Origin of the sequence: Immundisolibacter sp. (genome assembly GCF_050250495.1) — a bacterium.
GTDB lineage: Bacteria > Pseudomonadota > Gammaproteobacteria > Immundisolibacterales > Immundisolibacteraceae > Immundisolibacter.
Genome location: NZ_JBFWOM010000013.1, coordinates 16,349 through 30,314 on the forward strand (window position 1 = coordinate 16,349; position 13,966 = coordinate 30,314).

Below are 13,966 nucleotides of genomic sequence, written 5' to 3' on the forward strand. Positions count from 1 at the left end.
GCAGCGCCGTGGGCAAGCATGGCCGGCAGATCCAGTTGCCGGAGCAGAGCCTTGACCGACTTCCCACACCCCGACGACAGGCACGAGGAGTTTCGACTGCCCGGCGTGCCTGAACTGCGGCTGCCGGACGACAGCTGGGAGCGTAGGCTCGATGACTGGCGCGAGATGATGCTCGTGCGCCCGCATCCGGAGCTGCTGGCCGGCGCGAGGGGCGAGTTGTCGCTGCGGCGCGTGATGGGGCGGCACGAAACGTCGCGGTTCGGGCACATCTTCGGCGGAAAGCGCGTGGCGCGGGACACCGAAAATCCGGCAGCAGGGCGGTACGAGATTGATCTGACCGTAGTGACGCCGCGGCAAATCACGATCGTCGAAGTGAAGCACTGGAGCGGCACCCTACGCCTGGAAGGAGAACAATGGGTCTACCAGCGGCGGACCGGCGAGGTGCAAGGCTTTGAAAGTCTCGTGGTTCACAACCAGAACAAGGTGAAAGCACTTCGACGCCACCTGGCTGCTTGCGGGTTGGCCTTGCCGGACGCGCGCTTTGCTCAGATGGTGGTCTTCACACATCCGCGCATCGACCTGGACGAACGCCTGTCGGCGCATCCGCATGTGGTCACGCTCTACGAACTGCAGACCTCGGGGTCGCGGCTGGGACGTGGCGTTTCGGGGTCCGAGTTCCTACTGGCAAAGCTGATCGAACGATGTGCGGCGCCATCGACAGCAGGCAAGCTGACCGAAGGCTTGTTCGAAATGATGACGCCAGACACGACGGTCAGGATCGCTGAAGCAGTCGGGCGGCTCCGTACCTGGGATGTCGTGAGGCTGCACGGTGGGCGGGAGCTTATCGGCGATCTCCTGTGGTTGCGGATCGGAGGCCGGCGAATCGATGCACTGCCAGCGGGTCGGATGGCCAAGCTGCACTGGTGGCGTGGCAAGCTCTGGGGGCTGGTGCCTCTTGCGGGGCTTGCGCCGTTCGGACGATTGCGAGGCAACCTGCTGCCCACCGCATCGATCGGGGTGGATGACTGCATCTACTTTCACGAGGCGGGGCGATCCCGACCCTCCGTCATTGCACTCCCGCATGTTGACGAACTGCGAACCGGGTAACGAAGGGCTTGCCATGATCCGATACGGCAATCGGCTGATGCTCAGCGAAAGTGACGTCCGGCGGTGGATGCGCATTACGGGCTTCGAACCGACGGTGATCTCGACACTGGCCGATCTCGAGGACTACGTCCGTGACTGCAAACGCTACTACGCCGAGCCTTCGCAGGATTCCGCGTTCCTCAACTGGTTGATGGACGTGGAACTGGAGCGGTACGGTGGCAGGCCGGCGGGGAACCGGCCCGTGCAGCTGGCAGCCGTGAGCCTGAACCCCGCGCGCGCAGACGCCGAGCGCGAACTTCTGTGGAACATCGCGCTCAATGGCGATCCTGTCAGACGATGCGAGTTGAACCGGATGCTGGACGGACTCATGGGCGGCACGCAGGATGTCGACGGCGTGTAGCGCTATCGTCCACCACCCGTGGCGAAACGATCCCAGGGGAAGGTCCGGAAGGTCCAGCCCGCAAGTTTGCTGGTCGGTCAGTCCGGCCGCTTAGCCTCCAACTGCAGTCAGAGACCGTCGAGGCGCGGATGGCAGTGGACGACCCAAAGCCGTCTCCTGCGATCCTCTGGTCGAATGACCGGACGACCTTGAAAGCCGCTGGTCGCAGACGTTGCGACGAACCTGGAGCCGCGCGACAGCAGTCGTTCGCGAGTGGTGTCCGGCGAACTGGCCCACATAGCACCGCAGCGGCCGCATGAAGGCCCGCGCACCGGACTCCGACCCGCAGTACACGTTGCAGTTGCAATGCGACAGGGCAAAGTAGGTCTCGTCGAGACCGCTGCAACTGCACGCCTCGAGGTGTGGTGTTGAGTCGCACGCACGCCTGTTAGTAAGCCTGTGCCGGCGCGTCGTGGCGTGTATGTTCCGGGCGAGGATACTTGCGCGGTAAGCTTCCAAGCGTCCGCCGGTCGCCGGATGCGCGCCGCGGAAGCGACATCGACCTTGCCGAATCCAACGCCTGGTAGTCAGCGCATGTCCACCAGCGAGCCCACCGTTCTTGACGTTTCCGATCTGCCGCACGGATTGCAGCTTCGTCTGGTGCGTCCGGGCGAGCCCTTCGCCGGTCCGACGCAGCGCATCTGGAACATCCCGGTCACCAAGGCCCCGCTGCGCAACCTGTGCCGGTTGATCGAGCGCGAGATCAGGCGGGCCAATGCCGGGCCGGCCCAGGCAGAGTCGGCCGACGCATTCGGCCCGATCTGCGAGGCACTGCTTGACGAATTGTTCTCGGAACGGGTCGACGCGGATACCCGCCAGCTGCGCGAGGCACTGCGCACGCTGGACACCCCGCTGCTGATCACGAGCGAGAGCTCGAACCAGGATCCGGGCATCCTCTGGGAACTGCTCAAGCTCGGCGGCGGCGACGACGACTACCTCGCGCTGCGCTGCCCGGTGGGGCGACGCCTGAAGACGCCATCGGCGCCGCGCGTGCCGGCCCGCACCGATGAGACATCCCGCTGCCTGCTGATCGCCGATCCGAACAGCGACGAGCCCGAGTGGGCCTTGCCGGCCAGTGCCCGCGAGGCGCAGCGACTGCGCACGGTGCTGGGCGCTCGCGGTGTGGACTGCTCCGACTTCCTGATCGGCGCCGAGGCGAACTTCGACGGACTTTTCAAGCGACTCGTCGCGCAGCGCTACGAGATCATCCACTTCGCCGGCCACGTGGTGTTCGACGCCGCGTCGGGCGAATACGGGCTGCGCCTGCACGCCGGCGAACTGCTCACCGCCAGCAGCGTGCGCAAGCATCTGGGCGGTGCGCCGCTGGTGTTCCTCAACGCCTGCGCGTCGTCGGCGACACGGGGCGCCGCGAGCAACCGGATCGGCTGCATCGAAGGCATGACCAACGCCTTCCTCGAGGCTGGCGCTCGAATCGTCGTCGGCTCGCCGTTCGACCTTCCCGACGAAGGCGCAAGACTGTTTGCCGAGAAGTTCTACGAAGGCTTGCTGGCGCAACGGCCCGTCGGCGAGGCCGTGCGTCAGGCGCGCCGCCAGGTGCGCGGCGTGCCCGGCTGCGGCGCGGCCTGGGCAAGTTTCGTCCTGTACGGCGACCCTGGGCTGAGCTTGCGTGCGCGATCCGACTCGAGCATCGCCGCGCTGCAACCGATCGGGCTCGCCCGTGCGGACTTCGACCCCGGTTGCCTGCGTCTGCTCGAACGGGCGTTCGAGCACGCGCGGGGCGCCCCGGTGGTCGCCACCGCACACTTGTTGGCGGCGCTGATCGACGGCGAAAGCAGCCAGCTGCGCGACCGTCTGCGCGGCATCGGCGTCCCCACGGCGCTGCTGTCGCGCACGTTTGCCCATGTCTTCGCCCGGCACGGCGATGCCGACGCCGAAGCAGCGCGCCTGAGCGACAACGTGGCGGCCACCTTGCGTGCAGCGGCCGATCAGGCCCGCGGCTCACGGCGCAGCGAGCCGGGCGTCACCGAGCTGGACCTGTTGCAGGCGTTCGCGCACCAGGGTGGCGGCTCCGCCGGAGAGCTGCTGCGCGCGATCGGTGTCGACCTCGCTTCGCTGGTACTCGGTGCCGCGGCGCCGGCGCCAGGTCCGCAGCCCATCGGGCCGCTGGCACGCTCTGCGTGCAAGGAGGAGACGTGGCAAACGCTCGTGGAGGCGGGCCGGCGTGCCGCGGGCCGCGGCCGAACGCGCATCGGCAGCGCCGACCTTCTGGCGGCGGTCCTGCAGGATCCTCACGGCGCCGCAGCGGCACGGGGGCCGAGGCCGCCGAGCGAATGTTCGCGCAGCGTGCACCGTGTGCTCGAAGCCGCTGCGGCTCTGGCAGAGGCACGGACGGCACATTCGCCGGTCGAGCCCGGCGACCTCCGGCGGGCCCTGTTCGCCCGTGCGGGCGCTGCGGCGGCATGGCTGAACGCGAATCTCGACCGTAAGGCCGTCGGTGGGTCGGATGCGCTGTTCGACCCCCAGGGGGCCTTGCGCACCGATCGCTTCGACGCCGGAGCCCTGCGCCCGCTCGCCGCCGCCGTCGCCTGGGCGCGTGCGAAGCAGCACCTTGCGCTCAGCCGCGGACATCTTCTGTACGCGATGCTGGCCGATCCCGGCAGTCAATGGGCGCGCTGCATCGGCCTCAGCGGCGTCGATGCGACCTCGTTGGCCGAACGCTTCGACCACGCCATCGCCGGCGCAGGCGACGAGCCCGCGGATGCACGGCCGGCCGAGGCCCTGCAGCTGACGAGCGGACTGGTCGGCATCCTGAACGATGCCGAGCGTCGCTCCCGTGCGCAGGGAGAGTCCGCGATCGGCGAGCGGCACCTCGTGCACGCCATGCTCGACGATGGCTGCGGCGAAAGCGGCCGGCTGCTCGCGACGCTGGGCGTCGACTGGGGCCGTCTGCGCGAGCTGGCGGCATCGCCGCCCGCGTCGACCTGACGCGGCCTTCAGTCGGGGGCGGACGCGGGAATGCGCCGCAGCCACAAGCGGACGGCGTCCACGCCGGCGAGGCGGTGCCACAGCTCCTGCGGGCAGGGCAGGTGCACTTCGAACCGGTGCAACGCATCCTCCGCCTGCCAGGGCAAGGGCGGCCCGATCCGCAACAGCGGGGTCGCCGGCGCGCCCGCAGCGTCATGCACGCCGATCTCGAGCGCGCCGACCCCGAAGGCCAACTCCCAGGCCATTCGACACTCGACATGCAGTTCGAGCCGTGCCTGCTCCGGCAGCGTCAGCACCAGCGTGCACGCCGCACCATGGGCGCTCCCTTCGATCTCGATCCGGCGCCGCGGCGCCGCGCCCCGCATGCGAACACGGTCCGCCGCCAGGTGCGGCTCGTTGGCCGCCGGCCCGTGCAGGTGCAGCACCTGGCTGTCCAGGTGCTCGAGCGGCGCCTGCATGAGCAGGCCTTCGAGGCGTGGCTGACCATCGACGACCTGGAACGACAGCAGCGGCAGCCGGCGGTGGCCATAGCGCAGCGTGGCATCGCCGGCCGAACGGGTGGACTCGAATTCGTTCCAGTCGAACAATCGCGGCGGGTACAGCGCGTCGAACGCCTCGTCACCATGTTCGGCGCGCGCGAGTCGCGACCATTGCTGCAGCGCGACCCGCAGGCGTTCGACCCACGCCGAGTCGAGCGCCGCGGCCGGGCGCAGCGTCGCCGCCGCCGGCTCGCGCAGGAGCACGGCGCGCCAGGTGTCGACAATGGCATCGTCCGGCGCGTCGAGCGACGCCAGCACCTCGAGCGACTGCTCGCGCCAGTAGTGCACGCGCAACTCGATCCCCAGGCCCGCCAGACGGCGCAGCGCGTGAATGTCGACCGCATCGGCGTCGTCGACCACCAGGCGCACCTGCCCGCCCGGGCTGCCCGTGCCGAGCTGGGCCAGCAGGGTCTCGACATCGTCGGGACGCACGCAACGCACGTGGGCGCTGTCCAATCGCAGGTTCATGAGCGGCCCGCCGGCGGCGCGGCACCCCGGGTCCTCGATGATCGCCTGGCACGCCGACGGCGAGCACAGCAGCCATCGTGTCGGGTGGAAGTCGCGTGCGGACATGCTCACGTGCCGATCCCGCAGATCGAACAGGCCTGTTCGTCGCCAGGCTCGAGCGGCCCGAGCAGCGCGCGCGCTTCGTCCACCAGCCCCCCCTGCTTGAGCCGGTTGAACAAGCTCCAGTGCACGCTGGCCCCGTAACGGCTGCGTGCGCAGGACTCGAGCCAGCCGTAGCGGGCTTCGTGTCCGCTCCCGGCATCCAGGTCGATGCGCAGCACATCGATCAGGCGCTCGGCGCAGGCTTCGGCCAGGGCCTGTTCGTCGCGCAGTGCGTCGCGGCAGCCCGCGGCGGCGAGCAACGCGCGCACAAGGGCCCAGGGAATCGTCGCCGAACGCGGCTCGTAGGCACCGAAGCACGGCGGCAGCGCCTCGACCGACGGTGTCGCCGGCGGCGGCGCCACGGCGCTGAACGGGCCCAGCCAGGGCAGCCCGCTGACCAGCCGGGCCGCTGTCGCGCGTACGCAGCAGCGTGAGTCTGCATCTGCGCGCAGCCATTCGAGCAGATCCCGGTACAGGTGCTTGTACGCCGGGCGGCTCAGTCGCCCGGGATCCGGCTGGCGGCAATCGAGTGCCGCGTGCAGCGCGTGCATGAAGTACAGGGCCTTGACCCGCGCGCCGCGCCGGTCGTCGGCCAGGGCGACGGCTGCGGTCTGCCATTGCGCGTCGGAGCCTGTGCGCATCGGGTCCAGACCGGGCGGCATCGCCAGCGGTACGGCGCTTCGATGCGGCTCGGCCAGACGGTCAAGCGCCTGCGCCAGGTCGGCGCGCAACCGATCCGCGGCGGCGCCGCCGGCGGCGCCGTCGAGTGCCACGACGTACAACGCGATCAGCATGTGCCTGGCCCGCTCCGCCACCGCGACCGGCGGAACTTCACCGGCAAAGGCGTCGAACCATTGATGGACCACCGGCCGCCAGTGCCTGAGGTTCCAGTGATCGCGAAAGTGCCCCTGCGAGTCGGTGCGCCCGATCAGGCCGAGCGCCACCGCCGCCCGGCGCGCGGGCGCCGGCAGGCAGGCGTAGCGGGCACAGGCCTCGCGGATGCTGCGCAGCCTCCCGATCTGCGCGCCAGGCAGCGGAACACATCGGCTGCGTTCCAGAACCTGCGCGATGCGGCACAACTCACCGGCATCGAAGCGCAGCAGGCGACGCCCCGGGACGCTGGCCAGCGCCTCACGTGCAAAGGTCGGCGTGATCGGCATCCCGCTCAGCTCGTCATCCGCAGTGCGGGTCGGCTGCAGGCGATCGGCGAGCACGGCCCATCGGGTCTCCCGGCACGTCACGCCCCGCCCGCTCCGAAGGACGTGCCGGCGGATGCCGTCCCGGCCTCCAGCAGGGCCGCGACCGCGTCGTGCCCACCGGCGAGTGCCATCGCCCAGGCGTTGCGCCCGTCCGGGTCGCGCGCGCCGGCGGCAGCGCCCTGCGCCAGCAGCAGGCGCACGGCATCGACATGGCCCCGCGCCGCGGCATGCATCAAAGGCGTGATGCCTGCATCGTTCGCGGTGTCGACCGCGCAGCCGAGGGCGATCAATCGTTCGAGCACCTCGACGCGCCCCTGTATGGCGGCATTCGCCAGGGCGGTGTCGCCGTCCTTGTCGCGCTGCTCGAGATCGCGGATCAGCGGCCCCAGGCGCTCGATCGCCGCGGCGAGGCCGTGCCATGCCGCGAGCATCAGCACATTGCCGTGGTCGGCGTCACGCAGCTGGTTCGGGTCGACCCCGGCTTGCAGCAGCGCTTCGATCACGTCGAGCCGGCCGTTCTCGGCAGCGTCGAACATGGCCGTGCTGCCGCGCTCGTCGCACGCGATCGGGTCGGCGCCGCCGGCCAGCAGCGCCCGCACCGCGTCCGCCTGGCCCGGCACGGCCGCATGCATCAAGGGCGTTCTTGCGCCGTGGCTGCGCGCCTCGCGATCGGCGCCGCGAGCCAGCAGCAGTTCGAGCATCGGCACGCGGCCGAAGTGCGCCGCGATCATCAGGGCCGTGAATCCTTCCGGCGTGGCCGCGTCCACGGCCGCACCCCGCTCGAGCAGCAGCGTGGCGGCGGCGACCTGACCTTCCTGCGCGGCGTGCATGAGCGCCGTCCAGCCTGCGGCATCCGCCGCATCCACCGCCGCGCCGCGGACCAGCAGTTCGCGCACGAACTCGGTCTGGCCGCCATGCGCGGCAAGCATCAGCGGCCGGTGACCACGCTCGTTGCGTGTCTCCAGATCCACACCCGGAGCGAGCAAGGCCTCGAACAGGGCCTCCTGCCCCCACTGCATGGCGGTCAGCAAGGCCGGCATGGGCGATGCGTCTTCGGCGGCGCCCGCGCGCGAGGGCAGCGCCACGCGGCCCGCCGCCAGGGCGTCTTCATCGACGCGCGCGACCTGCGCGCCCAGACCGGCGATGTCGCGACGGATCGGCTCGAGCACGCTCGCCATCCAGCGGCCGATGCGCGCCCGGCCCTGCTCGGCGGGCAGGCCGTCGTCCACGGCCTGGACCTCGGCCAGCGCATCGTTGAGCGCCCGGAACACACGCGCGATCTCGACCTGCCAGGTGTCCAGCCTCTCCTGCGCGCGCAGCTCCGCCGCCCGGCGGTTCAGGCGCTCGACCTCGCGCGCCACTTCCCGCGCGGCCAGCACCTTGACCGACGCCGTCGGCATCGTGTCGTCGCCCGCGCTGCGGCGCGCCGGGCGGGCCTGCAGCGCCAGCGAGTCCACCGCCTCGCTGATGCGCGCCCAGGCGCGCCGGTCGCGCCGGCGATGCGCCTCCAGGCCATCGGCCTCGAGGCGCGCCAGTTCCTGCGTCATGCGGTTCACCCGCTCTCGACGCCGGCGCTGCGTGCCGTCCGCAGGGCCCCCGCCGCGGTCGGTTGCCGGCACGCCGGCGCCCAGCGCGTCGACGGCGTCCTTGCAGCGCCCCAGCTTGCGCCTGAACTCCGCGCGGGTGGGCACCATGTCGTCAGGCGGCGGATTCAGCAGCCGATCCAGCGCCGACAGCCCCGCGTGCAGTTCCTGCCGCTCCAGCGGCAGCTGCGCCCACAGCCGGTCGAGCTGGCGCAGCGTGCGCTGCACGACGGCCTCGATCTCGCCGGCGCGTTCGGCGTCCTGCGCCGCGAGCACCGACCATTGGTCGCGCAGCTCGCGATGGCGCTGCTGCAGCGCCGCTGTGGGGGCGATCTCGGGCGCCGCGATGCGCACCTGCACCGGCGTGCTGACGCCCGACCGGCCATCGCCGGGGCTGACCGTCGCCAGGCCGTGCACCTGGCCGGCGGCGCTCACCTCTACCAGCAGGTGCACGAGCGCGCCGCGCCCCAGTTCGGGCGGAAGATCGCGGATGCGGATCTCGCCGACCACGGCATGGTCCTGGAAGAGCCTGAGTTCGATGCTCGGGTTGTCGTTCTGGCGCAGGAAACGGCGCTCGCAGCGCGCCGGCAACGCCGTGCCGGCTTCGGCCAGGCTCACCAGGCCATCGAGCGTCTCGATGGCCAGCGTGCGCGGCTGCACCGACACGACGCTCAGCGCCTCACCGCCTTCGGGCTGGTAGCGCACCGCAAGCTCATGCCGGGCCTGGACCTGCCCGGCGGCGTCGAGCAGGGTCAGTTCGAACCGGTTGTCATCGTCGAGCAGATCGACGTCGTCGAACGCGAAGTCGCCGGCCGCGCCCGGCTGTTGCTGGCGCTGCATGCCGCCGCCAGTCGCCGCGAGCCGCAACGTGAGGCCGGCTTCGTTGACGCCGCCGTCGATGCGCCGCACCTGCCCGCTGCAGCGGATGCGTTCGAGCGGGCTGCTCGCCGGCGCCTCCACGCGCAGCTCGTAGACCTCGCCGCGGGGTACCGCCGGCAGCACCATCGAGGCGTAGATCGCGGCCCCGGCGCCGACGCACAGGTCGGGTTGGAACAGGCGGCACGACACGCCGGGGAAGGCGCGCCCGATCGCCGCAGCGACCCAGGGACCCCGGCTCGACCCGCCGACGAGCAGGATCTCGTCGATGTCGTCGGCCTGCAGGCCGGCGCGCTCCAGCGCCCCCCGGGTTCGATCGACGCTGCGCTCCAGCTCATCGCCGATCATCTCGACGAACTGCGTGCGTGTGATGCGCTCGTCGATCGGCACGTCGCGCCCGTTGACGTCGACCAGCATGCCGCGGCCTCGGCACAGCACCGGATAGTCGTCGACCGGGGCGCCGGCCAGCTGGATCTTCGTGCGTTCGGCCAGGCGCAGCAGCCTGGCCAGGCGCGCGCGCCCCGCGGCATCGGCGTCGCTGAGCTCGATGCGCCGGCCCCGCAGCTTCAGCCGCTCGAGCAGCCACTGGACGATGCGGCGGTCGAAGTTGTAGCCGCCGAGCAAGGGGTCGCCGTCGAACGAGCGCATCGAGATCACGCCGCTGCGCCGCTCCAGGCAGGTGGCGTCGAAGGTGCCGCCGCCGAGGTCGTAGGTCAGCACGGTGAGCGGGTCGCGCGCATCGGCGCGTGTGTAGGTCAGCGCCGCCGCCACCGGCTCCATCAGGGTCTGCTCGGCCAGGCCCATGTCGAAACCGGCCGCGCTGGCCGCTTCGCGCGTCTCTTCCACCGCCGCACGGTCGAAGTAGGCCGGGTGCGTGACGACTGCGCGGCGCACCGGCCGTCCCAGCGCCTGTTCGGCGCAGCGCTTCAGGTAACGCAGGAAGTCGGTGGCGATCGCCTTCGCGCTGGTGCTGCCTTCACCGAGCGCGATCGCCTCGCGGGTGCCGATCTTGCGCTTGGAGAAGCTCACCGACGTCAGGCCGTCGTCGATGGCCTGCAGCGCATCGGCGGCGAAGGCGGGCGCATCGGGTGCCGCGGGATCGATGGCCATCACCGACGCGAAGGTCGGCTCGCCGTACGGCGTGGGGATGATGGTGACCCGGCAGGGCTCGAGCCAGATGCCCGAGGGGTAGCCCGGCGCGAGATCGACCGGTCCGTCGACGGCGAGCACGCTGAAGGTCGTGCCGAGATCGATGCCGATGTCCACCGCCGACGCGTTCATGGTCCCCCCCGGCCCTTGACCGCCGACCCGACGTCGCTCACCACGTCGCGGATGCGCCGGGGCATCTGGTCGAGGCCGCGCGTGGCCAGCTGCAGCCGCGCCAGACCCTGCGGCGGCGGCAGGTCGTCGGAGACCTCGTCGATGTCCTTCTCCATGCGCAAGAGTGCCCCGTCCAGCGCGTCGTAGCGCGACGCGAACACGCCGTCGTAGTCGGGATGCTGCGCATGGCGGTCGCGCTCGCCGTCGAGCAGTTCGCGCTGGCGGTCGACGTCGTGGCGGAACATGTCCTTGAGCAGCGGCGTGACGGGCAGCTCCGGCGCGGGGCCGCCGGATTCCTTGGGCAAGCGCTGGATCAGCGCCTCGAGGTTGTGGTTGACCTGCGCCCAGCGTCTGCGGTTGCGGTCCGCGTAGGCGGCCTCGCCGTCGCGCAGGATCTGGTCGAGCTGGCCGCTGAAGTGGCGCGCCGACGGGTGGTTGTCGAGCTTGGCGATCGAGGCGCGGCACGATTCGGCGCGCTCCACGAAGACCGCGCGGGTGGGCGACATGTCGTCGGCCGGCGGGTGCACCGAGCGCTCGAACTCGCGCAGCCTGGCGTGGATCTCCTGCCGGTCCGGCTGCAGTTCCTCGAACAGCGTCGCGATCTGCGCGCCGAGGTTGCGCACCGCGCCGGTCAGCGCGAGGCGGCGCACGCGGTCCTGCGCCGTCGCCGCGTCCTGCGCGCGCTGGGCCTCCAGCTCGTCGTACTTCTCGCGCAGCTCGTTGAGCGACGGGATGACCATCGGCGGAAAGGTGATGCGCACGCGCTGCGTGGCGATGACCTCGCCGCCGCGCGTGGCCACCTTCGCGCTGCCCTTGATCTGCCCTTCCTCGGTGACGGTGAGGTCCAGCGTCACCGTCCCGCCTTCGCCGCTGTCGGTGGGCAGGTCGTTCACGCGCACCGCGCCCACGTCGATCTCCTCCATGTAGATCGGCACCGACAGCGAGGCATCGGCATGCAGGCGCCGCAGGGTGATGTCGACCTGCGCCGGCAGCTGCGCCCCTTCCTGCGCCAGCGGCACGAGCCCCTCGGCGGTCTTCACCGACAGCTGGCGCGGCAGGCTGCGATAGATCTGCGCGCCGCCGCCGACGTCCTCGCCGTACGCGACCTGGAAACGGGTGGAGAAGCGCTCCAGGCCCTGGTCGTCGGCGATCACGAGCCTGAACTCGGTCGGTTCGTCCAGGTCGAGTTCGACCTCGGCGAAGCGGAAGCCGCCGTCGCCGGCCAGCATCTGTGCGGGCATGGTGCCGCGATCGGGTGTCGTCAGCAGGACGCGCAGCCTGCCGCGCAAGGCCTCGTCCAGGCGCTGGCCGTCGTCGGCGGCCACGCTGCCCACGATGTCGATCGACTCGAGCGACCACTTCGTCGGCACGTCGAGCATCACGCGGATGCCCTTGCCCGCCGGCGGCGTGCGCGGCAGGGCGCCGGCGCGAATGGCGGCGCCGGCCGCGACGCTCAGGTCCTGCTCGAAGGATTCGACCGGGACCCCGTCGAACGCCGCTTGCAGCGCTTCGCCGACCCAGGGGCCGTAGGTCGAGCCGCCGACCATCAGGATCAGGTCCAGGTCGGCCGCGGTGATGCCGGCCTTCGCGATCGCGCGGCGGCAGCATTCGACGGTGGTCTCCAGGTGGTCGGCGATCAGCGCCGTGAACTCGGCCCGGGTGATGCGCTCGTTGAGCTGGAAGGGCCGGCCCTGCGTGTCGACCAGCAGGTTCTGCACCCGCACCGGCACCGGCACCTGCGCGGTGTGCTGTTCGCTCAGGCGCAGCTTGACGTTCTCGGCCAGCAGCATCAGCCGCGCCCAGAGCCCGCGGTCCTGCGGGTTGTCGGGGTCGTGTGCGACCTTGCGGCCGCCGGCTTCGGCCTTGCGCACGATCCACTCCACGAGGCGGCGATCGAAGTTGTAGCCGCCGAGCAGATGGTCGCCCTCGAAGGCCTTCAGCGACGTGACCCCCTGCCGGCGTTCGAGGATGGTCACGTCGAAGGTGCCGCCGCCGAGATCGTAGGTGAGCACGGTGAGCGGGTCGCGTGCATCGCCATGCAGATAGGCCAGCGCCGCCGCAGCCGGCTCCATCAGCATCTGCTCGGGCAGCGACATGTCGAAACCGGCGTCGACCGCGGCCTGCCGCGTCTGTTCCACCTGCGCCGGCGTGAAATAGGCCGGATGGGTGATCACGGCGCGGTACACCGGTTCACCGAGCGCCTGTTCGGCGATCTGCTTGAGGTGCGCCAGGATATGGGTGGCCACCTGCGTGGCCGTGAGCCGGTGCCCGTGGATGGCCAGCAACTCGTCGGAGCCGATCGAACGCTTGGAGAACATGATCGGGCTCACGCCGTCTTCGGCCTTCTGCACCGCGTCGATGCCGACCAGCACCTTGGTCGCGTCGTCCGGGTCGACCCACAGTACCGAGGGCACCGTGCGCTCGCCGTAGGGCGTGGGTATGGCCGTCACGTCGCAGGGCAGGTAAGTCCCGTCGAAACCCGGGGTCAGGGTCGCCTGACCCTGTACCGCGATCGCGCTGTGGGTGGTGCCCAGGTCGATACCGATGATCATCGTCGTCTCTCCTGCGCGGCTTCAGTCGTCGAACACGATGTCCAGCGCGCGGTCGTCCGGGTCGCCCGCGGCGCACAGGCCCAGGCTGTCCCAGGGTGGCGCCTCGACGGCATCCTGACCCGGCAACGGCAGGAACCAGAAGATCGCCCGCGGCGCGCGCAGCGCGAGCGGCTCACCGGCGTCCACCAGGCGCGCCGCCTTGCGCAGTTCCTGGCCGAGGCGCTGGCGCCTGGCGCCGTCGCCTTGCGCCGGCGGGTGGGCGAGCAGTTGTTCCTCGGCCCGGCGCGCAGGCGTGTTGAGGCAGGCCTCGGCGTCGCCGATGGCGTGCAGCGCGGCGGCGCCGGTATCCGCTTCGGCGGCGCCGCGCGCACGCACGCGGCTGCGCTGCTGGCCGGCGAGCGCCGCCACCCGCGCAGCCGGGCTCATCGCGCCGACCTGCAGCACGCCGAAGGCGTTGTCCACATAGGGATTGGTGCCCCGCTTCCACTTCAACGGCATGGTGAACCCTCCTGTTCCGGTGCTGCGGCGTGCCGATCAACCGACCGGCAGCGAGATGCCGAGCGACGCCGCAACTTCGCGCAGCGAACGCAGGCTGTCGCGGGCATGCTGGTTGCCGGGATCGAGTTCGATGGCTTCCAGCAGCCTTTGCTGGTTCGTGCGCAGCGTCTGCTCCCACTTGAGCGCAGTCACGTCTCCCCGGAGGCTCCAGTCGGGACGCCAGGGGCGATTCGGATCGACAAGCAAGGCCATGGTTCTTCACCTCGTTCGTGGATGTGTGTCGCGGATCGATCGGCGG

9 protein-coding genes are annotated in these 13,966 nt (G+C 71.0%); 3 read left to right on the forward strand and 6 right to left on the reverse strand.

All coding sequences use genetic code 11. From position 1 onward, the window contains the following. The first annotated feature begins 51 nt into the window (after positions 1 to 51). The 3 genes from AB7F93_RS09785 (at position 52) to AB7F93_RS09795 (ending at position 4,492) form a co-directional block, all read left to right on the forward strand. The gene (locus AB7F93_RS09785; RefSeq protein ID WP_428302720.1) at positions 52 to 1,107 is read left to right on the forward strand and encodes a nuclease-related domain-containing protein; all 1,056 of its coding nucleotides are present in this window, start codon (positions 52 to 54) and stop codon (positions 1,105 to 1,107) included. Then, positions 1,082 to 1,507, forward strand: a complete 426-nt coding sequence (locus tag AB7F93_RS09790; RefSeq protein ID WP_428302721.1) for a hypothetical protein — start codon at positions 1,082 to 1,084, stop codon at positions 1,505 to 1,507. The genes AB7F93_RS09785 and AB7F93_RS09790 overlap by 26 nt, the downstream gene beginning before the upstream one ends. Positions 1,508 to 2,080: 573 nt before the next feature. Next, entirely contained in the window at positions 2,081 to 4,492 is a 2,412-nt protein-coding gene (locus AB7F93_RS09795; protein WP_428302722.1) for a CHAT domain-containing protein, read from the forward strand. Between the two features lie 8 nt (positions 4,493 to 4,500). Here the strand turns inward: AB7F93_RS09795 and AB7F93_RS09800 are convergent, their stop codons facing one another. The 6 genes from AB7F93_RS09800 to AB7F93_RS09825 are packed head-to-tail and all read right to left on the reverse strand — an operon-like array spanning position 4,501 to position 13,920. After that, on the reverse strand, positions 4,501 to 5,610 hold the full coding sequence (locus AB7F93_RS09800; protein ID WP_428302723.1) for a hypothetical protein: 1,110 nt from the start codon (positions 5,608 to 5,610) through the stop codon (positions 4,501 to 4,503). Then, a complete protein-coding gene (locus AB7F93_RS09805) occupies positions 5,607 to 6,854 on the reverse strand; it encodes a hypothetical protein (protein ID WP_428302724.1) in 1,248 nt (415 codons plus the stop codon). The genes AB7F93_RS09800 and AB7F93_RS09805 overlap by 4 nt, the downstream gene beginning before the upstream one ends. Before the next feature lie 23 nt (positions 6,855 to 6,877). Beyond that, positions 6,878 to 10,579 carry an ankyrin repeat domain-containing protein gene (locus tag AB7F93_RS09810; RefSeq protein ID WP_428302725.1) on the reverse strand — a complete coding sequence of 1,234 codons (3,702 nt, stop codon included), beginning with the start codon at positions 10,577 to 10,579 and terminating at the stop codon, positions 6,878 to 6,880. Further along, on the reverse strand, positions 10,576 to 13,170 hold the full coding sequence (locus AB7F93_RS09815; protein ID WP_428302726.1) for an Hsp70 family protein: 2,595 nt from the start codon (positions 13,168 to 13,170) through the stop codon (positions 10,576 to 10,578). Before AB7F93_RS09815 ends, AB7F93_RS09810 begins: the two co-directional genes overlap by 4 nt. A 21-nt stretch (positions 13,171 to 13,191) precedes the next feature. Further along, complete coding sequence (locus AB7F93_RS09820) at positions 13,192 to 13,668, reverse strand: hypothetical protein (protein WP_428302727.1); 477 nt, start codon at positions 13,666 to 13,668, stop codon at positions 13,192 to 13,194. Between the two features lie 36 nt (positions 13,669 to 13,704). Continuing rightward, positions 13,705 to 13,920 carry a hypothetical protein gene (locus AB7F93_RS09825; protein WP_428302728.1) on the reverse strand — a complete coding sequence of 72 codons (216 nt, stop codon included), beginning with the start codon at positions 13,918 to 13,920 and terminating at the stop codon, positions 13,705 to 13,707. Positions 13,921 to 13,966: the final 46 nt, after the last annotated feature.